This is a genomic window from Pseudomonas sp. FSL R10-1339 (assembly GCF_009600545.1).
In the GTDB taxonomy this organism is placed as follows: domain Bacteria; phylum Pseudomonadota; class Gammaproteobacteria; order Pseudomonadales; family Pseudomonadaceae; genus Aquipseudomonas; species Aquipseudomonas bubulae.
Genome location: NZ_WIVQ01000006.1, coordinates 14,676 through 33,103, shown reverse-complemented (window position 1 = coordinate 33,103; position 18,428 = coordinate 14,676). Strand labels below are relative to the sequence as shown.

Sequence of the window (18,428 nt, the reverse complement as noted above, 5' to 3'; positions counted from 1 at the left end):
TTTTCATGTCTGGCGTTCAGTGATTTACAGCAGCGGTGACACGACTTGCTGCTCTCGCGGCCAGGCATCGAGCACGGCCTTGAACAAGGTCGCCAGCGGGATCGCGAAGAATATCCCCCAGAACCCCCATAAACCGCCAAACAACAGCACCGCGCAAATGATCGCCACCGGGTGCAGACTCACCGCCTCGGAGAACAGCAGCGGTACCAGCACATTGCCGTCCAGGGTCTGAATGATCCCGTAGACCGCCATCAGGTAGATAAACTGATCGCTCCAGCCCCACTGGAACAGCGCAATCAGCAGCACCGGCACCGTCACCACCACCGCCCCGACATAGGGCACCACTACCGAAACCCCCACTAGCAGCGCCAGCAAGGCCGCATAGTTGAGGCCCATGGTGACAAAGGCGATATAGGTCACGCCGCCACAAATGATGATCTCGATCACCTTGCCGCGAATGTAATTGGCAATCTGGCGGTTCATTTCTTCGGCCACGCGGGTAATCAATGCCCGTTCACGGGGCAAATAACCCCGCACCCAACGGCCAATCACCGCGCGGTCCTTGAGGAAGAAAAACACCAGGATCGGCACCAGCACCAGATAAATCATGATGTTGACCAGCAGCGGCAAACTGGACAGCGAAAAGGTCAGTGCCAGTTGCCCGAACTTGCCGATTTCACCCCGTGCAACTTCGATGGCCTGTAACACCTGCTCATCCGACACGAGGTGAGGGTAGCGCTCAGGCAGCAACAGCAACAATGATTGCCACTTGGCAAGCATGCCCGGCAGCTCGTTGAACAGGGTGATCAACTGATGCCAGAGCAAAGGCACTACCACCACCAGAAACACCAGCAACAGCCCCATAAACAGCGCAAACACCAGCCCGACTGCCGCCGCGGCCGGCATCCGCATGCGTTCCAGTGCAACCACCAGGCCCTGCATCAAATACGCCAGCACCATGCCCGCCAGTACCGGCGCCAGCATGCCGCCCAATGTCAGTACGGCGGTGAAAGCCAACACCAGCAACACCGCCAGCACCACTGCTTCTTCATCAGAGAAATAGCGCTGCACCCAACCACGTAAAACCTTGAACATCGATATTCCTTAAAAGAAAGTGCAGCGCTTCTGCGGCAGCGATTCATTCGCGAGCAGGCTCGCTCCCACAGCGAGGTCAAGCAAGGCTCAGGCCTTGCGTAACCAGTAGCGATAAGTGCCAGCATCTACTTCTTCACGCAGCAATTCATGGCCTGCCAGGCGCGCGAAGGTACGAATGTCCCGTTGTGAGCCGGCATCGGTGGCAATCACCTTGAGGGTCTGGCCACTGCCCATTTTGTTAAGCGCCATCTTGGCCTTGAGCAGTGGCAGCGGGCAATTGAGCCCGGCAGCATCCAGTTCGGCATCATGGGCCAGCACATCAGTCATTGCATACGTCTCCACAGAGGGCTTTTTTTATGCGGGCTAGAATACCCCAAGCAACCCCGCCACTGGTCGCCAGCCAAGTGTCCAGCTACAGTAAGCGCTTTACCGACCAGAGCCTTGTGCATGACTTTTCTGCGCCCTACCCTGTTGACGCTCGCTTGCCTGCTCGCATCACCGAGTTTCGCCGACGATTTACCGTCTCTGGGTGACGCCAGTTCGTCCATTGTCTCGCCACAGCAAGAGTACCAACTGGGCCGCGCCTGGCTGGGCATGTTGCGCGGCCAGGTGTCACAACTCAACGACCCGCAGCTCAAGGACTACGTCGAGACCAGTGTCTACAAACTGGTCGAAACCAGCCAGGTGCAGGACCGCCGCCTGGAATTCATCCTGATCAACAGCCCGCAGCTCAACGCCTTCGCCGCACCCGGCGGCATCATCGGGGTTAACGGCGGTCTGTTCCTCAATGCCCAGACCGAAGGTGAATATGCCTCGGTAATGGCCCACGAACTGGCCCACTTGTCCCAACGCCACTTTGCCCGTGGCGTGGAAGCCCAGCAGCGCATGCAACTGCCGATGATGGCAGCGCTGCTCGCCGGGATCATCGTTGCAGCCTCTGGCGCAGGAGATGCCGGCATCGCTGCGATTGCCGGCACCCAGGCTGCGGCCCTGCAAGAGCAGCGACGCTTCTCGCGCCAGAATGAGCAGGAAGCTGACCGCATCGGCATTCTTAACCTGGAGAAAGCCGGTTACGACCCGCGCTCCATGCCCACCATGTTTGAGCGCCTGATGCGCCAGTACCGTTTTGATGGCAGGCCGCCGGAATTTTTGCTGACTCACCCGGTCACCGAGTCGCGTATCGCCGATACCCGCAACCGCGCGGAACAGGCCCGGCCAGGCGGCACTGAAGACAGCCTGCGCTATCAGTTGATCCGCGCCCGGGTGCAACTCAATTACGAAGAAACCCCGGGGCTGGCGGCCAAACGCTTTCGCCAGCAACTGGATGAAAACCCGAAAAATAACGTAGCCCGTTATGGCCTGGCGATTGCCTATATAAAAGGCAGCCAGTTCAACGAAGCCCGCGAGACCCTCAAGCCACTGCTGGAAAAGGCGCCCAACGACATCACCTATAACCTGGCACAGATCGAGCTGGACATGGACAGCAACCGCCTGAGCGAAGCCCAGCAACGTATCGACCGGATGCGCACCCTGTACCCGGGCAATTACCCGCTCAATCAGGCCCGGGTTGATTTGCTGCTCAAGCAGAATAATCCCAAGGAAGCCGACAAGGCCCTTGAGGCGCTGCTCAAGAGCCGCCCCGACGACCCGGATGTCTGGTATTCGGTTGCCGAGACCCGAGGTTTGTCAGGCAATATCATCGGCCTGCACCAGGCCCGTGCGGAGTACTTCGCATTGGTGGGGGATTACCGCCAGGCCATCCAGCAACTGGATTTCGCCCAGAAGCTGACCAACAACTTTCAGCTGTCGGCACGCCTGGATGCTCGCAAGCGGGAGTTGATGGATCAGGAACGGGCGCTCAAGGAAATGATGAACTGAGCCTGACTGGCTCAGTTCCTGTGGGAGCGGGTTTGCTAATCAGGCATTCCCCGCCAGCTTCAACCGCGCTGCCTGGGTGAAATCGAGCATGCGCTTGAGCGGGCGAATGGCATGGGGCACCAGTGCCGGGTCGACAAAGATTTCGTTGCTGCCCTGCTGCAAGCATTCCAGCGTGCGCTCCAGGGTATTCATCGCCATCCACGGACAGTGCGCGCAACTGCGGCACGCCGCACCGTTACCCGCGGTCGGGGCTTCGATAAACACCTTGTCCGGGCACAACTGCTGCATCTTGTAGAAAATGCCGCGATCGGTGGCCACGATAAAGGTCTTGTTGGGCAGGTTCTGCGCCGCAGCAATCAACTGACTGGTAGAGCCCACGGCATCGGCCAGATCGATCACCGACTCTGGCGACTCCGGGTGCACCAGAATCGCTGCATCCGGGTACAGCGCCTTCATGTCTTCCAGCTGCTTGGACTTGAACTCTTCGTGAACGATGCAGGCACCGTCCCACAGCAGCATGTCGGCACCGGTCTGGCGCTGGATATAACGGCCCAGATGCTTGTCCGGCCCCCAGATAATGGTTTCGCCGTTATCCATCAGGCTTTCGACGATTTCCAGCGCACAGCTTGACGTCACCACCCAGTCCGCCCGGGCCTTGACCGCCGCCGACGTGTTGGCATACACCACCACCGTGCGCTCGGGGTGCTTGTCGCAAAACGCGGAGAACTCTTCCACCGGGCAGCCCAGGTCCAGCGAGCAGGTGGCCTCCAGCGTCGGCATCAGCACGCGTTTTTCAGGGGTGAGGATTTTTGCGGTTTCGCCCATAAAGCGCACACCGGCGACCAGAATGGTCTTGGCCGGGTGAGCCGCGCCAAAGCGGGCCATCTCCAGGGAGTCAGAGACACAGCCGCCAGTTTCTTCGGCCAGGGCCTGAATCACCGGATCACAATAAAAGTGCGCCACCAGCACCGCGTCGCGGGCTTTAAGTTCAGCCGCGATTTGCGCCCGCAGGCTGAGGGCTTGAGCCTCAGTCAACGGCTTGGGCTGCTTGGCATCAAGGTGGGCTTGAACCAGAAGTCGTTCAGAAATTTGCGTCATGTTCGCAAGACCTGCAAGCGCTGTTGCGCGAAAGTCGAGTGTACCACCAGCTCCGGGCCGGCAAGCCCCGCTGGGAGAATGTATGTATCAGGCACGGACAAGCACTGAAGCGCGACAAGGCTACAGAATATCCTTGGGATTCAAAAGTTTAATGTGGGTATCAGGCAGGTAGATGCAGGCTGAGGGGCCTGCATCGGCTTTAGAACGGGGATTTTACTGAATCGCCGCCAGTACCAGCTCGGCCACCGGCCCGCCCGATGCCGGGTTTTGCCCGGTAATCAGCCGTCCGTCTGCGATGGCAAACGGTGCCCATGGGGTACCGGCCTTTTGATACAAGGCACCGCGCTTCACCAGCTCGGTTTCGGTCAGGTACGGCACATGCTGGCTTAATCCGGCCAGGTCTTCCTCTTCATTGGAAAAACCAGTGACTTTCTTGCCCTTGACCAGCAGCTCACCATTACTCAGCTTGATATTCAGTAAACCCACAGCGCCATGACACACCGACGAAACCACCCCGCCGTGCTCATAGATATGACGGCTGAGCGCTTGCAGTTTCTCGTTGTCAGGAAAATCCCAGATAACGCCATGGCCGCCCGCGTAATAAATGGCGATGTAGTCATCCGGGTTGAACTGATCGGGCTTGAGCGTCGCGCCCAGCCGGTTCATGAAGGCCTTGTCGTGATACCACTGCCAGTCAATCGGCGACGCCATGTCGGCGGCCAGGCTGTGGGGGTCGATCGGCGTGTACCCACCTTGCGGGCTGACGTAGTCGACGGCATAGCCTGCGGCCTCGACCTTGTGCACAAAATGCACGGCCTCGCCCAGCCATAAGCCTGTGGCGCGATCAAGGTTCGGGTATTTCTCGACGCTGGTCAGTACCACCAAAATCTTCTTGCTCATGGTCAACCTCCTGTTTGTGCGGACACCGGCAAACCGGTGGGAACAAGAGCATAGACCACAGCAACACGCATTCGTCCTGTGCACTCAAATCTTGCCGAACACCTTGAACACACTGATGATCGCAGGCCCGATGGCCACCAGGAAAAAGCTCGGCCACAGGCAGAAGATCAGTGGAAACACCAGCTTGGTACCGACTTTGGCGGCCTTTTCTTCAGCCAGCTGGGTGCGCCGATCGCGAAACTCTTCAGCATAAATCCGCAGGGTCGTACCCACACTGGTACCAAAGCGAATGCTTTGTGCCAGCAAGCTCACCAGCCCGCGAATATCTTCCAGCCCGGTACGCTCGGCCAGGTGCTTGAGCGCCTCAGTACTGGGCACCCCGGCACGCACCTCGGCGTTGACCAGCGCCAGCTCCATGGCCAGGTCAGGCTGGCTGACGGCCATTTCCTCGGCCACCCGTTCAATAGCCTGGGGCAAGGCCAGGCCCGATTCCACACACACCACCATCAGGTCGAGGGCATCCGGGAAGGCAATGAGCAACCGCGACATGCGCGACTCCTTGCGTGAGCTGACATAGATCGCCGGTATCAGCCAGCCCACCCCGAGCGCTACTGCCAGGATGCCGCCCCCCAGCAGCAGCGACATGTTGGGAATAAACGGCAATGCCAGAAGCGCAATACCCATCAGCAGCAGTGGCAGCAGCAGACGAATCGCCCAGTACACCTGCACCGCAGACGGCGAGCGATAACCGGCATGGATCAGCAGGGTCCGGGTGGCCGATGCCCCCCGGGTCTCACCGGAGCTGAAACGCTGCCCGACCTGCTCCAGCATCATTTGCAGATTGCTCGGCGGCGCCCGGTGGTCGACACCATGCCCGCGCTTGATCAACATCAAGCGCCGCTGTACCGGGCTTTGCAGGCCCTTGACCAGCACCGCCAGGGTGACCACCACCAACACCACACTCAGGCCGATCACTGCGGCAAACAGCATTCGGGTCAGTTGCTCGTCACCCACCATCCGATTGATCAGTTCCAGTAAATAGTTCATGTCACCCTCCAGGGCGAGCCGTGTTCAAACCTGAATCCGGATGATTTTGCGAATCCAGAAAATCCCGATGATCATGGCCACAAAAGCCCCCATGATCAGCTTCTGGCCCATGGGCTCCTTGAACAGCAGGGGCATATAAGTCGGGCTGGAAATCAGGATGGCCAACGCCAGCACAAAGGGCATCGACACCAGAATCCAGCCGGACATCCGCCCTTCAGCCGAGAGCGTCTTGACCTTGCGATGGAAGCGAAAGCGCCCGCGGATCAGGCTGCTCAAGCGGGTCAACACCTCGGTCAGGTTGCCGCCGGTTTCGCGGTGGATCAGCACCGTGGTCACCAGCATCATCACCGTCATGCTGGGCACCCGTTCCAGCAGGCCGAGCATGGCCCGGCGCACATCATTGCCATAGTTGATATCGGCAAAGGCCAGGCCGAACTCGTAAGCCACCGGCCCGTGATGCTCTTCGGCAACCAGTTGCAGGGTTTCGTTAAACGGATGCCCGGCGCGCAAAGCCCGGCACATGGCATCCAGCGCATCGGGCAAACCCTCTTCAAACTGGGCAAAACGCTTGATGCGATCGTGGGAAATCTTCCAGATGGGTAGCCAGAAGCAGACAAACGCCGCCGGCAACGCCACCCACCACAGCTGCAACAACGACCACAACACCAGCCCCACTGCCGTGGCCAGTACCAGCCCCAGCAGCAACACGCGGTAGGCCCTGTATTCATGGCCGGCCTGCTCGATCATCTGCGCCAGGGTTTCCATCATCGGCAACTGCTCGAGGCGGGCCTCAAGGGGTGGCAGACGCCGCAGGTATTTCTGGCGCAGGATCGACTGCATATTGGGCAGGTTACTCGCCCGCTCCAGCAGGTTAAGGCGCCCGCGAATGCGCTTGCGCACCTGGTTGGCCTCACCGAACACCGGAATGGTCAAACCCTGACTGAGCAGGAACATGGCAGTGAACACCATGCCCAGGAACGCCAGGATAAACTCGCCAGGAACCTGATTCATGACTGCCCCTCCATCCATTCCGGCCGGAACAGGCTGAGCGGCAGCTCAATACCCCGTTTGGCCAGCACATCACGAAATGCCGGCACCATGCCGGTTGAGCGGAACTCGCCCAGCACTTCCCCTTTCTCGCCCATGCCGCTGCGTACAAAGGCGAAGATCTCGGTCATGGTAATGATGTCGCCTTCCATGCCATTGATTTCCTGCACGCTGACCAGGCGCCGGGTACCATCCTCCTGACGCTCCAGCTGGATGACCACGCCGATGGCCGAGGCAATCTGCTGACGCATGGCCTTGATCGGAAAGGTGGCGCCGCTCATCGACACCATGTTTTCGATCCGCCCCAGCGCGTCGCGGGCCGTGTTGGCGTGAATAGTGGTCAGCGACCCGTCGTGGCCGGTGTTCATGGCCGTCAACATATCCAGCGCCTCGGCACCACGCACCTCACCGATCACGATCCGGTCAGGGCGCATGCGCAGGCTGTTGCGCACCAGTTCACGCTGACCCACCTCGCCACGCCCCTCGATATTCGAGGGCCGGGTTTCCAGGCGCACCACATGGGGCTGCTGCAATTGCAGCTCGGCGGAGTCTTCAATGGTGACGATGCGCTCGTTGTGCGGGATAAAGCTGGAGAGCACATTGAGCATGGTGGTCTTGCCGCTGCCGGTGCCGCCGGAGATCAGCACATTGAGCCGCCCGCGCACGATGGCCTTGAGCATCAGGGCAATGGCCGGGGTCAGGGTGCCCATCTGCACCAGGCTCTGGGTATTGAGCAGGTCTACAGCGAAGCGGCGGATCGACATGCTCGGCCCGTCGATGGCCAGCGGCGGGATGATCGCGTTGACCCGCGAGCCGTCCTTGAGCCGTGCATCCACCAGGGGCGAGGACTCATCGATACGCCGCCCGAGGCTGGAGACAATACGGTCGATGATATTGAGCAGATGATGATCGTCGCGAAAACGCACATCGGTTCTCTGCAATTTGCCGAAGCGCTCGACGTACACCGAGTCAAAACCATTGACCAGAATGTCCGATACGCTGCTGTCACCCAGCAGCGGCTCCAGCGGCCCGAGGCCCAGCACCTCGTCGGTAATCTGCTTGATGATCAACTGACGGCTGCTGGCACTGACCGGTGCCGAGTACTCATCCAGCAGGCGCTGACTGATCTCGCGAATCTGGCGCCCTGCATCGGCCAGCTCCAGGGTGTCGAGCAAGGACAGGTCCATGACCTTGAGCAACTGCTGGTAAATCTTCTCCCGCCACTCGGCTTCCATGGAGCTGAGCTTGGTGCGGGTTTCATACACCACATCCGGCACGCTGGCTTCCCAGGCCATCAATACACTGGTGCAATCGGCGCCCTCGACAGGCAGTGCCACCACTTCTGCGGAGGCCAGCTTGCCGGCTTGCTGACGCAGACGATTACGAAAGTCGCTGAGCATGGCTTATCCTCCGAACAGACGGCTGAAAGTACGTTTGAGCAAACCTGCTTCAGTGGCCTCGATGCCGATCAGGCTCTGGCTCAGCTCACGCAGGCTCAAGGTGATGCTGGCACGGGGAGCATGCAGCTCCAGGGGCACCCCGGTATTCTGGCTTTCACTGACCACTGCATAGTCATTGGGCAACTTTTGCAGTTCCGCGCAGCGCAAGGCTTCGCTGATGTCCTTGGGTTTAAAGGGCGACGCCTTGTCAAAGCGGTTAAGCACCACATGCAGACGATTGCCCTGCACGCCCAGGTCGTCGCGCAGAATGCGCACCAGGCGGTTGGCGTCCTGCAGATGGCTCAAGCTTTGTTGCAGCACGATATAGACCCGGTCCGACTGTTCCAGGGTGATGCCGGTGAGGTGATCAATATGCCGCGGCAAATCCACCACGACCCAGTCATAGGTGCTGCGCGCCAGTTTCAGCAAACTGTCCAGTTGCTCCAGGCGAATTTCCTGGGACAGGCACAGCTCATCGGTGCGGCCGCCCAGCACATGCAGACTGGGGCTGAAATGACTGCAGAAACCACGCAACGCCACGCTGTCCAGGGTATCGATCTGTTGCAGCACATCGGTATGGCTGTGGGTGGGCAACACATCCAGACTGTGAGCCAGGCTGCCGAATTGCAGGTCCAGATCCAGCAGCAGGGTTCTGCCGCCCTGCACACTTAATTGATGAGCCAGATTGCAAGCCAGCATCGAGGCACCTGAGCCGCCCTTGGCATTCATCACCGACACCAGCTTGCCCTTGCTCCCATACTCGCTGTGCTGCTCCAGCTGCATGCGCTCCAGCGCCGACTGCAAGTCCTCGGCCGACACCGGCTCCGGCAAAAAGTCACGGGCCCCGGCCTGCATGGCCATGCGCATGCCTTCATGCTCATCCAGCGACCCGCACACCAGCAGTGGCGGACGCTCCTTGAGCGGATGCTGCAACAATGCCGCCAGTTCCTCGCGCCATAAATGACTGACGCGCAACAGCAGAAAATCAGGCTGCTGTTCCAGGCCGTAGAGCGGGTCAGTGTGGCCATTGCTCACCAGCCGCGTACTCACCTGCAAGTGGGCTATGCCCTGGCTCAAGGCCTTGAGATGATTCAAGGCCGCGGCATCACGACCGCTGATCAACAGGCGCATTCCCTGGCGGTCTGATGACGTAGCCGCCGTCACTTCTCGGACACTTAACATGGCGTAATCCCCGGTGTAACCGCCGGATCAGGCTGGCGTCCAAGACTCTCACGAGGCACGGTCGACCTGAACGTGGGCAGAATGAAGACCCCCCTGAAACCGGGGATCAACAGATTGAAACTGAAGTTGGTCACCTGCAGTTGCACATAACGAATGGCGGCAAAACCGCCGGCCCCCACCAGATCATTGGGGCTGCTGACCACTGCACCGTTGGCGTCCAGATAGATCAGGTTCAGATTGGCACTGGTCAGGCTGGCGATCAGGCTGCTTGGCCCGGCATTGCCCGCCGTGTTGAACATGGCACGACGCAGGATGACCGGGTCCTGGATATTGCACACCGCTGCCAGCCGCGCGCCGCGACGCACCGACTCGCTCAGCACATTGACGGTGAAGTACAGCCGGCCCATTTCCAGTGCGCCAAACAGCAGGGTGAAGAGCACCAGAGCGGTGATGGCGAACTCGACGATATACACGCCACCCATGCGTTTTCGGTTCATCACAAGGCCCTCATTACGACCGTTGAAGTCAACAGCAGGCCCAGTGGCACGCTGCTGCCATACAGCGCAGGAATGGCGCTGCCGAGCGCCGGGACAAAGGTGTAGGCAATGCTGACCCGTACATGGTTGGTGCCCACCGCACTCACCGTGACATCACCGGTGGTCAGGCCCGGTGCCGCCGCCGGGTATCCATTGGGGTTGGCCGGCAGGCCGTAAACGGCAACGTTTTTGGTCTTGGTGACCAGCGCCGCGTTCAGGTCCAGCGTGCCCAGGGTGGCGTTCCACGCCTGGCTGGCCACATAACGCCCGGCATCACGGCTGGCCTGCTGCAGGCTGTTGTACTGGAACAGCATGCGGCCGAACTCGGCGAAGGCTAGCATCAGCAACACCAGCAGCGGCAGGGTCAGCGCCAGTTCGACCATCGCCAGGCCCCGCTGGGCGCGGGACGACCTGAATCCACAGCGTCTCATGAGACCTCCTAGGAGTCGGTGCTCGGCGTCTGGTTGTTGTCGATATAGGTTTTGTACAGCTGGATCACCTGTGGCCCGGCGTTGGCCGCAGGGTTTGGACCCGGTACGTTGTCGCCTTCGCACACGCTGACGAACTGGCCGAAGATTTGCGCTTCATTACCCTTCTGAGCGGCTGGCTGCATCACGAAATAGCAGCCAAAGCCCAGCACCGGAATCGCCGAGGCTCCGTCGTTCTTGCCCGAGCAATCGCCGATCACGATTTTCAGGATCCGTCGTTCAAATACACCATTGCCCTGGCAACCGGCGCCACCGCCCACACAAGCTGCCTCGTCCTGTTTCCAGTTGTTGTAGTCGTACAGGGCTCCGCTGCTGGTGGACAGGTTGCCGCTGCTGGACGTGACCGTATTGCCGTCATACAGAATCGGCGCAGGCGAGCCGGCGTAGGTAAATGACTTGGGATTGACGGTAACCACCAGGTCCGGCGGATAGTCAGAAGCACTGAGGCCACCCTTGTATTCGTTAAAGCGCGTATTGAGGCCCTGGGAAGCCGGGCCCACGGTGTTGCCCGGCTTGGTCTGGGCAGTTGCACCGACGATATTGCACTGGTCGATCCCCCCCGCCAGCGCTTCCCTGACCGTCTTGCCGCCCGAACCGAAATCCAGCAGCTGAAAATTGCCCGGACCGATGGGCGAATTGTTGTTGGCGGCAGTTTTCAGTACCTGCAGATCACCGAACGTGAAACCCCAGAACATCCCCGCAGCCGGATTGTTCTGCGCAGGGTTGCCGCACACCAGCAGCGGCGTCAGATCACAGGGGCCGCTGCTCGGGCTGGGCCCGGCAGTGGCCACCGCCGCGACGGCCTTGCCGGTGGCGTTACCGTTGTCCAGCGCCTGGAATACGCCCCAGAAAAAACTGCTCAGGGGATAGTTGTTCACCGTGACCCGAACAAAGGTCGCATTGGTCGGCCCCGGGAAAGAAAACGGCCCGTAGACACTGGTGGCCAGTTCTACCGAGGCAAAGCCTGACGGGTTGGCCGTGATGGCCCTGCCCAATTCCTCGTTGCCCGTCGCATTGGCATTGAGGCTCAGGGTATTGAGGGCCGCTGTTTGCGTCAGGCTGGCCGAGCCGGTCGCCCCCACCACCATGCTGAGCGTCTTGGCCCCGCTCAACGCCGCCGCATCCACGGCGTTTTGCAACCGGGTCTTGTTCAGCAGCATATGGCTGCCGTCCAGGGCCAGGGTGCCCATCAACAAGAGCGAAGCCATGGCAATGACCACCAGGACCAGCATAGCGCCGCGCTGTTGCCGGGGAAACGCGGTGTGGGGCTGTTGGATACGCGCGTTCATGATGGTTCACCTTGATAGTGTTACGCTGCCGCTGCCCGGCCCTCTACATCGCCTTTTCTACCGTGGCCGCGACACCGCGGATGACAATCACGCCACCGTCATTGGCCGGTGCACGACGGCGAGCCACCGGCTTGGCCATCACGGTCGGCAGTACCGGCGCCGCCATGGCAACGGGTTCAGCCGCAATGGGTGTCTTGTTGTTATCCAGGGGGTTGCGCAAGGCCAGTTGCACCTTGCCAGCGCTCATGCCCTTGACCAGCACTTCGGCCTGGGCGGGGGTCATCTCCAGGGTTACCGCACGCACCACCACCGGTTGGGTCTTGTCAGTGCTGGCGGTCTGGTCAACAGCCAGTACCCGCAGGTCCTGGAGAATGGTCTTGGACTCGGCATTACCTTCGCTACCAACCTGCCGGGTTGCCAGCACGTCGACCCGATTACCCGGCAGCAGGAAGCCGCCGACGCCAACCACGTCATCCACCCGCACCGAGATGGCCCGTTTGCTGGGTTCGATCAGCGAAGCCAGGGTGCTGCCACCCATATGCTCGGCCAACCGTGCCCCCCGCAGAATGTCGCCGCGCAGCAGGGAGAAGGTGGCGATCTTGCCGACCACTTTTTCAGGGGTGTCGAAGGCGTCCTCGGGGGCTGCATCCCTGGGCATGCGCACCACAGTCACCTGCTGGGGCTCGATCATCTGCCCGAAAGCGATTTCCACCGTGGCAATCACCACGTTTTGCTGGTTATCGTCAGGGCTGGTGTTCAGCCGTGCCGTGAGCCAGTTATTGGCCATCCATGTAGCCCCCAGCCCGAGGATCACGGACAGGACAATCAAAGTCAGCGTGCGCGAGTTCATGACGGTAACTCCTTACCCAAGAAAATCGAGTTGGACGAAATAGTTGCGCCACGCCCACTCAAGCTCCTGAGTAGTCAGTGGCCCCGCCCCCTCCAGATAACGCTGGCGATCGCACGCCATATTCAACAGATCCCGGGGATGGCATGGCACCAGGGGCATGTTTTCGGCGCCATACAGGTCGTGCAGCACGAAACTGAGCAACAGCGGGTCATAGGGGATACCCAGGCGCTGCGTCTCTTGAATCCAGATGCGTTCGTATTCGCCAGGCTTGAGGTAGCCAAATTGCAGCTTGTAGCCAATGCGCCGCAAAAATGCTTCGTCAGCCAGCTCCAGCGGATTGAGGTTGGTGGAGAACACCAGGATCAGGTCAAACGGCAGTTCGCAGTGGCGCCCGCCCCCCAGGTTGAGGAAGTCTCGCCTCTCTTCCATGGGCACAATCCAGCGGTTCAACAACTCGCCCGGGGTCATGCGCTGACGCCCCAGATCGTCGATGATCAGCAGGCCGTTACTGGCCTTGAGTTGCAACGGTGCCTGGTACTGACGGGCATAAGGGTCATAACGAACATCCAGTTGTTCCATCGTCAACTCACCACCGGTGATCACGATCGGCCGTTCGCAGCACAGCAAGCGGCGGTCTATGCCCTCGTTGAGCATCAAGCCGTTTTGATGTTCGTCATCGCCCAGGCGCTTGTGTACCTGAGGGTCAAAGATCTCGATCACCGATTCATTGATGGCGATGGCATGGGGCACCCAGATCGCTTCGGCAAACAAGCGGATCAGCCGACTGCTGACATAGGTCTTGCCGGTACCAGCAGGCCCGTAAATCATGATGGCGCGCCCGGAATTCAAGGCAACACCCAGTTGATCGAGCATGCTTTGCGCCAGCACCATCGAACCGAAACAGTGGTGCATGTCATGGGCGCTGATACGCCCGTGGTGAATGGTCTGCAACTTCAGCAGCGAGCGGTAGGCACTCACCGGGTAAGGCGCTGCACCTATGTAGCCACTGCGGGCCAGGGCATCGCGGGCACTGTTGCGGCCGCGCTCGGTCAAGCCGTAGCGCATGGCCTGCCCCCCTGCCTGGCCCAGTACTTCGACGCGACGGTCCTTGCGCAGGAACGTGAGGATTTCTTCCATCACCGCACCGGTAAGCGCCAGTCGCGCCACCAGCTGCACCATGTCCAGCACACCCGCATCGTATAAATGCTTGCACACCAGATCACCGAGAAAATTGTCTGCCAATCCGGTTTCAAGGATGGTCCGTGGTTGTGGAGCCAGTAGTTGTACCGCTTCGCGCTCATCGAGAGAAACACGGTTGCTGCTGATGGCGTACATGGTGTTCTCCTGAACTAGTGGCCCAAGGTCAGCCAAAAGACGCTGGCCAAGGTGCCGAGCAAAACGGCGACCGAATAAGGGAAAGGTTTGCCGGCCACTTCAGCAGCGTGGGGGGGGAAGTAGGCGCGTGCCCTGAGCATCAACCAGTAGCGGCCCAGGGTTTGCAGGGCCTGGCCCTGCACTAGGACGATCAATAACCCGCATACCCCACCTGCAATCAGGCTGAAAAACGCAGCCCAGAGGGCGTCATGGGGGGTTAAAAATGCGCCGGCCATGGCCATTAACTTGACGTCCCCGGCGGCCATCCCGCCAACGGCGTACATGGGCAGGAAAATTCCGAAACCGATCAGCATGCCCAGCAGTGAATGCCCCAACCCGATAAAGCCTGCGGCCCAGGTCTGGCCGACCAGGCCCAGTACCAGCCCCAGCAAAACAAGAAGGTTGGGAATGCGGTGACTGCGAAGATCGCTCACCACCGCAACTCCCAGCAGCCCTAAAAGCAATACGACAGGAGCAATCAGTAACTCGCTCATAGCTGCACCCTCAACAGGAGACATCGTGTTAGCAGACAGTGCCCTTGACAGCACATCCCAGACTGGTGATTGCTGTTTTCACATTGCCGCCCAGGGTGATAAACGCGGCGACAGCGCCCAGTGTTATCAGCCCGCCTGCCACTGCATATTCCACAATGGTCAGGCCATCTTCGTCGTTGATAAACTTCACTACGGAAGTCTTGATTGATTGCAGGCTCATTTCGTCCACCTCACTCAATGTTTGATATCAAGAAGCAGGGCTATTTGCGCTGCTTGATTGGATCTTAGCCAGAGGGTTATTTGAGGGTTAGGAGATTTTTGCTGACTGCTAGGACTTTATTGACATTACCCAGAAACAGTTAAACCCCACCTATTCAAGAGCAGGTAACTGCCACTAACAGACTCTTTATATGCAATCCGTACTACAACTAATCAGGCACAAAAAAACCGGCTTCAGGGTGCTGGGCTAGAGGGGACGTATAGCGCAACAGACTAAGCCGGGGGTTTCATAGCAGGATTTAATCTTCACAACCTCACAGCAACAGCGATACTTATGTACGGGTTGGTATCATTGGCGCTGCAAACCGGCAGCCAGCAACTGCAAAGGAGCCATGCCCCAGTGATCATTGCCCGTGCATCAGCAGGTAGTACCCTTGACCGCACACCCCAGGCTGGTAATGGCGTCCTTGACGTTGCCACCCAGGGTGACGAATGCCGCAACCGCCCCCAGGGTTATCAAGCCACCGGCCACGGCGTATTCAACAATGGTCAGGCCGTTCTCATCCTTAATAAAGGCCTGGACGGAAGTTTTAATGGTTTGCAAGTTCATTTTGTTCACCTCACTCGAGTGGCTTGCCCAAAGCGATTACTAAATGCACCGCCTGATTGAAGGCTAGCCATCGGTGGAAGGAGCGGTTAGGAGTTTATTGTCGAACAGCAGGATTTTTTTGCACTAATTAGATAGGCAAACACCCTTATCGGATCCAATTAAAAACCAACTTGAAAGTGCGCGTACATATTGATTCGACCTATCAACCCGACAGCGCTCTGCACAAGAAAGGATTAGGTGAATGAAATCTGAAGCTGTCAAACAACCTCATCTCCTATGGTTCGACCTTACCCGCAATCAATCCACTGAAGCCCTCATGCTGCCCTTTCGTTCCGCCTGCCACTGCCTGCTGGACACCCCCCGGGCCTGGGCCAACAAACACCGCGAACCGGTGCCAGACATGATCTGCATGCATTTTGACTGCCCCGACCTGGCGGGGCTCAGCCTGTTGCAGGAAATCAAACTCAAGTCGCCCTCTATCCCGATCACCATGTTTACCGTGCAGCACTCCGAAGAGCTTGCGATCTGGGCCATGCGTTCGCGAGTCTGGGAATACGTGGTGCTGCCCTTGAGTGCGGCCGAGATCAACCGTTACCTCAACGCCCTTGAGCAACTGTGTACATTGAGAAGCGCCGCCGGGAACAACAAGGCATTGCCGATCGAACATGGTCCTGCTCTGCCCGACAGCATCCGCCTGACCACCGACCATCAAAAGCACAACGCACTGCACAATGTGCTGCAGTACATCGATCAGCATTACTGCGAAAGCATTGACCAGAAAGACCTGGCCAAGCGCTGCGGGATGACTACCTTTCGCTTTAGCCGCCTGTTCAAGGAAGTCTACGGGCTGGGCTTTATGGACTACATACTGGGCAAGCGCATGGACAGCGCCAAGGACCTGCTCGACAACAGCCAGATGCCCATTACCAGTATCGGCTATGAAGTCGGCTTCAAGGACCCCTCCTACTTCGCCCGCGCATTCAAGCAATACGCGGGCAGTACGCCCAGCGAGTATCGCCAGGCGCGACGCAGTGATGTGCCATTATCGGATGAAATCCTCACCCAGGTCATCCAGAGCCTGGCGCGCAGTGCCGAGGGCTGAAGACCTCAGCGTTGCAGCGGTGCATAGGGCGTGAAAAAGTCCGAGCCCAGCCACTGCGGGGTTTTTTCATCTACCGCGTTTGGGCTGCGCACATAACTGTCGGCCGATTTAACATCGCCCTTGCCGTCATACACCGCCACATCCGGGTACGGAAACACCAGGCGTGTACGCCCGTCGTTGGCAGGGTCCTGGGCGACAGACCGGGGCGCCATCATTGACGGTTTTTGGTCCGCAGCAGCCCGGCCCGGCAGATTGGTCGGTGCGCCAAACTCGCTGGCAGCGGCCTGTTTGCTGCTGGCCTGCAAGGTCACAATGGCAGCGGGGGCCTGACCCTTTTCGACCCATGACATCATGGGTGTCAGCAGGTCCAGCAGGCTCGGGCCTTCACCGCCACCACAGTGGTAAACCCCTGGCAGCAGATAAAGCCGCTCGAAGGACTCGGCCTTCGACTTGCCCATCTGCACCTGCACCGCCTGGTGGTAGGCGATGGTGTTCAGTGGCGAGATATGCTGATCGGCCCAACCGTGCCACAGGATCAGCTTGCCGCCGCGGTCTGCGAATGCCGACAGATCCGGGTTGGTGGCGTCATACAGTGGGTGCAGGGCGCGCAATTGATCCAGGGTGCTGCGATCAAACTTCACGTCCGCCAGGCTGTAATCTGCTCCCGGATTGCGCTCGAAGGCCAGATTGCGCAAGACATCCAGGGCCATCTTTTCACTGTTGATCGGCTGATCGACGCTGTCCGGCACAAACACCCCGGCCCAGGCCAGTTCGGAACCCGGCTGTGGCCCGGCAATGGTCAGGCGTTCACCGGTAGCCGGGTCACGCGGGCCGTCATAAAGGCTTCGGGCCGCCTCCACCTCCCTGGCGCTCAGGCAGTCCGAAGTATCCGTCGCAGAGGCCTTGCACTGCACAGTTGCAGGATCAAAACGGCAAGCCCGGGGGTCGCTGATCAGACCATCGACCTGCCCGTCCAGCGCGTCGCACTGCTGCAGCACAGCCTTGTGCAGGATCGGCAGGCGCGAGGCGACAAGAATCGCCTTGCCCTCCCCGTCCTGATTGGCGCGGGCCTGCCAGGCATGATAAATCGAATTCTGCACCAGAAAATTCAATGCCGGCGCCCCGGCAATGATGCCGTTGAAATCGTCGGGATAGCGCTGGGCTTCGATCAGGGCTTCGCGCCCGCCATCGGAGCAGCCGGTAAAATAAGCGTACGCAGGTTGCTGGCCATAATAGGCGCCAATCAGTTGCTTGGCGGCCAGTGCCGTCAGATGGACGCCGCGATGGGCGAAATCAGCACGTTTTTGTGCATCGTTGCCCCAACTGTTGTCCATGCCCTCGTGACCCATATCGGTTGCTGCCAGCACAAAGCCGCCGCTGTTCAGGGGGGCACAGCCTTCGGCCGCGCCCACCTGCAATGAAATCCGCCCGCACAGGCCGCCGCAACCCACTTGCAGATAACGCTGGGTCCAGGTGTGGGTTGGCAGCATGACCTTGAAACCGATGCTCGGCGCCAGCGTGCCTTGCACTTCACAGGCGGTAACCCCATTGCTGGTGGTTTCGCTGGCCGACTCCACCTGGCTGCCCTTGCCGCCGATTGCCTGCAGATCAACCCGGGTCAGGGCCGCGCAGCTGATGGCGGGTTTGACCACGGGCAGCGCGGCGATGGTCGTTTCGGCATGGGCCAGGTTCGGCAGTTGCAGGAGAAGCACTGTGCTGCCGAGTAATAGCCGGCGCAGGGTTTGGAGGGCGATCATGACAGCTCCTTTTCAATGAAAAA

The 18,428-nt window shown here is 59.6% G+C and carries 19 protein-coding genes; 2 read left to right on the top strand and 17 right to left on the bottom strand.

Going from position 1 to position 18,428, the window contains the following annotated elements; all coding sequences use genetic code 11:
* Nucleotides 1-24: 24 nt before the first annotated feature.
* A complete protein-coding gene (locus GHO03_RS03750) occupies nucleotides 25-1,095 on the bottom strand; it encodes an AI-2E family transporter (RefSeq protein ID WP_095001722.1) in 1,071 nt (356 codons plus the stop codon).
* Between the two features lie 87 nt (nucleotides 1,096-1,182).
* Nucleotides 1,183-1,422 carry a sulfurtransferase TusA family protein gene (locus tag GHO03_RS03745; RefSeq protein WP_095001723.1) on the bottom strand — a complete coding sequence of 80 codons (240 nt, stop codon included), beginning with the start codon at nucleotides 1,420-1,422 and terminating at the stop codon, nucleotides 1,183-1,185.
* Nucleotides 1,423-1,542: 120 nt separating this feature from the next.
* On the opposite strand from GHO03_RS03745, the gene GHO03_RS03740 reads away from it, so the two are divergent.
* Entirely contained in the window at nucleotides 1,543-2,973 is a 1,431-nt protein-coding gene (locus GHO03_RS03740; protein ID WP_095001724.1) for a M48 family metalloprotease, read from the top strand.
* 39 nt (nucleotides 2,974-3,012) lie between these two features.
* On the opposite strand, the gene nadA is transcribed toward GHO03_RS03740, so the two are convergent.
* The 14 genes from nadA to GHO03_RS03670 all read right to left on the bottom strand — a co-directional run bounded on the left by nadA (nucleotide 3,013) and on the right by GHO03_RS03670 (nucleotide 15,546).
* Complete coding sequence (gene nadA, locus GHO03_RS03735; protein ID WP_095001725.1) at nucleotides 3,013-4,071, bottom strand: quinolinate synthase NadA; 1,059 nt, start codon at nucleotides 4,069-4,071, stop codon at nucleotides 3,013-3,015.
* Nucleotides 4,072-4,284: 213 nt separating this feature from the next.
* Nucleotides 4,285-4,971, bottom strand: coding sequence for a type 1 glutamine amidotransferase domain-containing protein (locus tag GHO03_RS03730; RefSeq protein ID WP_153399193.1), 687 nt, complete (start codon nucleotides 4,969-4,971; stop codon nucleotides 4,285-4,287).
* A gap of 84 nt (nucleotides 4,972-5,055) precedes the next feature.
* Nucleotides 5,056-6,018 carry a type II secretion system F family protein gene (locus GHO03_RS03725; RefSeq protein ID WP_153399190.1) on the bottom strand — a complete coding sequence of 321 codons (963 nt, stop codon included), beginning with the start codon at nucleotides 6,016-6,018 and terminating at the stop codon, nucleotides 5,056-5,058.
* A gap of 24 nt (nucleotides 6,019-6,042) precedes the next feature.
* Entirely contained in the window at nucleotides 6,043-7,029 is a 987-nt protein-coding gene (locus GHO03_RS03720; protein ID WP_095001734.1) for a type II secretion system F family protein, read from the bottom strand.
* A complete protein-coding gene (locus GHO03_RS03715) occupies nucleotides 7,026-8,465 on the bottom strand; it encodes a CpaF family protein (RefSeq protein WP_095001735.1) in 1,440 nt (479 codons plus the stop codon). The genes GHO03_RS03720 and GHO03_RS03715 overlap by 4 nt, the downstream gene beginning before the upstream one ends.
* A gap of 3 nt (nucleotides 8,466-8,468) precedes the next feature.
* Nucleotides 8,469-9,686 carry an AAA family ATPase gene (locus GHO03_RS03710; protein ID WP_095001736.1) on the bottom strand — a complete coding sequence of 406 codons (1,218 nt, stop codon included), beginning with the start codon at nucleotides 9,684-9,686 and terminating at the stop codon, nucleotides 8,469-8,471.
* On the bottom strand, nucleotides 9,680-10,183 hold the full coding sequence (locus GHO03_RS03705) for a TadE/TadG family type IV pilus assembly protein (RefSeq protein ID WP_095001737.1): 504 nt from the start codon (nucleotides 10,181-10,183) through the stop codon (nucleotides 9,680-9,682). Before GHO03_RS03705 ends, GHO03_RS03710 begins: the two co-directional genes overlap by 7 nt.
* Complete coding sequence (locus tag GHO03_RS03700) at nucleotides 10,183-10,653, bottom strand: TadE/TadG family type IV pilus assembly protein (RefSeq protein ID WP_095001738.1); 471 nt, start codon at nucleotides 10,651-10,653, stop codon at nucleotides 10,183-10,185. The genes GHO03_RS03705 and GHO03_RS03700 overlap by 1 nt, the downstream gene beginning before the upstream one ends.
* An 8-nt stretch (nucleotides 10,654-10,661) precedes the next feature.
* Complete coding sequence (locus GHO03_RS03695) at nucleotides 10,662-12,002, bottom strand: TadE/TadG family type IV pilus assembly protein (protein ID WP_372241703.1); 1,341 nt, start codon at nucleotides 12,000-12,002, stop codon at nucleotides 10,662-10,664.
* Between the two features lie 40 nt (nucleotides 12,003-12,042).
* Complete coding sequence (cpaB, locus tag GHO03_RS03690) at nucleotides 12,043-12,849, bottom strand: Flp pilus assembly protein CpaB (protein WP_095001740.1); 807 nt, start codon at nucleotides 12,847-12,849, stop codon at nucleotides 12,043-12,045.
* Nucleotides 12,850-12,861: 12 nt separating this feature from the next.
* Nucleotides 12,862-14,184 (bottom strand): AAA family ATPase, encoded by a 1,323-nt coding sequence (locus GHO03_RS03685; protein ID WP_095001741.1) that lies wholly within the window; start codon nucleotides 14,182-14,184, stop codon nucleotides 12,862-12,864.
* A 14-nt stretch (nucleotides 14,185-14,198) separates the two neighbouring features.
* Nucleotides 14,199-14,717 carry a prepilin peptidase gene (locus GHO03_RS03680; protein WP_095001742.1) on the bottom strand — a complete coding sequence of 173 codons (519 nt, stop codon included), beginning with the start codon at nucleotides 14,715-14,717 and terminating at the stop codon, nucleotides 14,199-14,201.
* Nucleotides 14,718-14,745: 28 nt separating this feature from the next.
* Nucleotides 14,746-14,937: a Flp family type IVb pilin gene (locus tag GHO03_RS03675; protein ID WP_016782274.1), complete on the bottom strand. Its 192-nt coding sequence runs from the start codon at nucleotides 14,935-14,937 to the stop codon at nucleotides 14,746-14,748.
* A gap of 417 nt (nucleotides 14,938-15,354) precedes the next feature.
* Nucleotides 15,355-15,546, bottom strand: coding sequence for a Flp family type IVb pilin (locus GHO03_RS03670; RefSeq protein WP_095001743.1), 192 nt, complete (start codon nucleotides 15,544-15,546; stop codon nucleotides 15,355-15,357).
* A 241-nt stretch (nucleotides 15,547-15,787) separates the two neighbouring features.
* Here GHO03_RS03670 and GHO03_RS03665 point away from each other — a divergent pair, with 241 nt between their 5' ends.
* On the top strand, nucleotides 15,788-16,648 hold the full coding sequence (locus tag GHO03_RS03665) for an AraC family transcriptional regulator (RefSeq protein ID WP_095001744.1): 861 nt from the start codon (nucleotides 15,788-15,790) through the stop codon (nucleotides 16,646-16,648).
* Nucleotides 16,649-16,653: 5 nt separating this feature from the next.
* On the opposite strand, the gene GHO03_RS03660 is transcribed toward GHO03_RS03665, so the two are convergent.
* On the bottom strand, nucleotides 16,654-18,405 hold the full coding sequence (locus GHO03_RS03660) for a tannase/feruloyl esterase family alpha/beta hydrolase (RefSeq protein WP_153399185.1): 1,752 nt from the start codon (nucleotides 18,403-18,405) through the stop codon (nucleotides 16,654-16,656).
* Between the last annotated feature and the right edge of the window lie 23 nt (nucleotides 18,406-18,428).

Bases quoted from the DNA above. Each gene is read 5' to 3' on its own strand.
- GHO03_RS03750 (WP_095001722.1), bottom strand. From the start codon at position 1,095: ATGTTCAAGGTTTTACGTGGTTGGGTGCAGCGCTATTTCTCTGATGAA.
- GHO03_RS03745 (WP_095001723.1), bottom strand. From the start codon at position 1,422: ATGACTGATGTGCTGGCCCATGATGCCGAACTGGATGCTGCCGGGCTC.
- GHO03_RS03740 (WP_095001724.1), top strand. From the start codon at position 1,543: ATGACTTTTCTGCGCCCTACCCTGTTGACGCTCGCTTGCCTGCTCGCA.
- nadA (WP_095001725.1), bottom strand. From the start codon at position 4,071: ATGACGCAAATTTCTGAACGACTTCTGGTTCAAGCCCACCTTGATGCC.
- GHO03_RS03730 (WP_153399193.1), bottom strand. From the start codon at position 4,971: ATGAGCAAGAAGATTTTGGTGGTACTGACCAGCGTCGAGAAATACCCG.
- GHO03_RS03725 (WP_153399190.1), bottom strand. From the start codon at position 6,018: ATGAACTATTTACTGGAACTGATCAATCGGATGGTGGGTGACGAGCAA.
- GHO03_RS03720 (WP_095001734.1), bottom strand. From the start codon at position 7,029: ATGAATCAGGTTCCTGGCGAGTTTATCCTGGCGTTCCTGGGCATGGTG.
- GHO03_RS03715 (WP_095001735.1), bottom strand. From the start codon at position 8,465: ATGCTCAGCGACTTTCGTAATCGTCTGCGTCAGCAAGCCGGCAAGCTG.
- GHO03_RS03710 (WP_095001736.1), bottom strand. From the start codon at position 9,686: ATGTTAAGTGTCCGAGAAGTGACGGCGGCTACGTCATCAGACCGCCAG.
- GHO03_RS03705 (WP_095001737.1), bottom strand. From the start codon at position 10,183: ATGAACCGAAAACGCATGGGTGGCGTGTATATCGTCGAGTTCGCCATC.
- GHO03_RS03700 (WP_095001738.1), bottom strand. From the start codon at position 10,653: ATGAGACGCTGTGGATTCAGGTCGTCCCGCGCCCAGCGGGGCCTGGCG.
- cpaB (WP_095001740.1), bottom strand. From the start codon at position 12,849: ATGAACTCGCGCACGCTGACTTTGATTGTCCTGTCCGTGATCCTCGGG.
- GHO03_RS03685 (WP_095001741.1), bottom strand. From the start codon at position 14,184: ATGTACGCCATCAGCAGCAACCGTGTTTCTCTCGATGAGCGCGAAGCG.
- GHO03_RS03680 (WP_095001742.1), bottom strand. From the start codon at position 14,717: ATGAGCGAGTTACTGATTGCTCCTGTCGTATTGCTTTTAGGGCTGCTG.
- GHO03_RS03675 (WP_016782274.1), bottom strand. From the start codon at position 14,937: ATGAGCCTGCAATCAATCAAGACTTCCGTAGTGAAGTTTATCAACGAC.
- GHO03_RS03670 (WP_095001743.1), bottom strand. From the start codon at position 15,546: ATGAACTTGCAAACCATTAAAACTTCCGTCCAGGCCTTTATTAAGGAT.
- GHO03_RS03665 (WP_095001744.1), top strand. From the start codon at position 15,788: ATGAAATCTGAAGCTGTCAAACAACCTCATCTCCTATGGTTCGACCTT.
- GHO03_RS03660 (WP_153399185.1), bottom strand. From the start codon at position 18,405: ATGATCGCCCTCCAAACCCTGCGCCGGCTATTACTCGGCAGCACAGTG.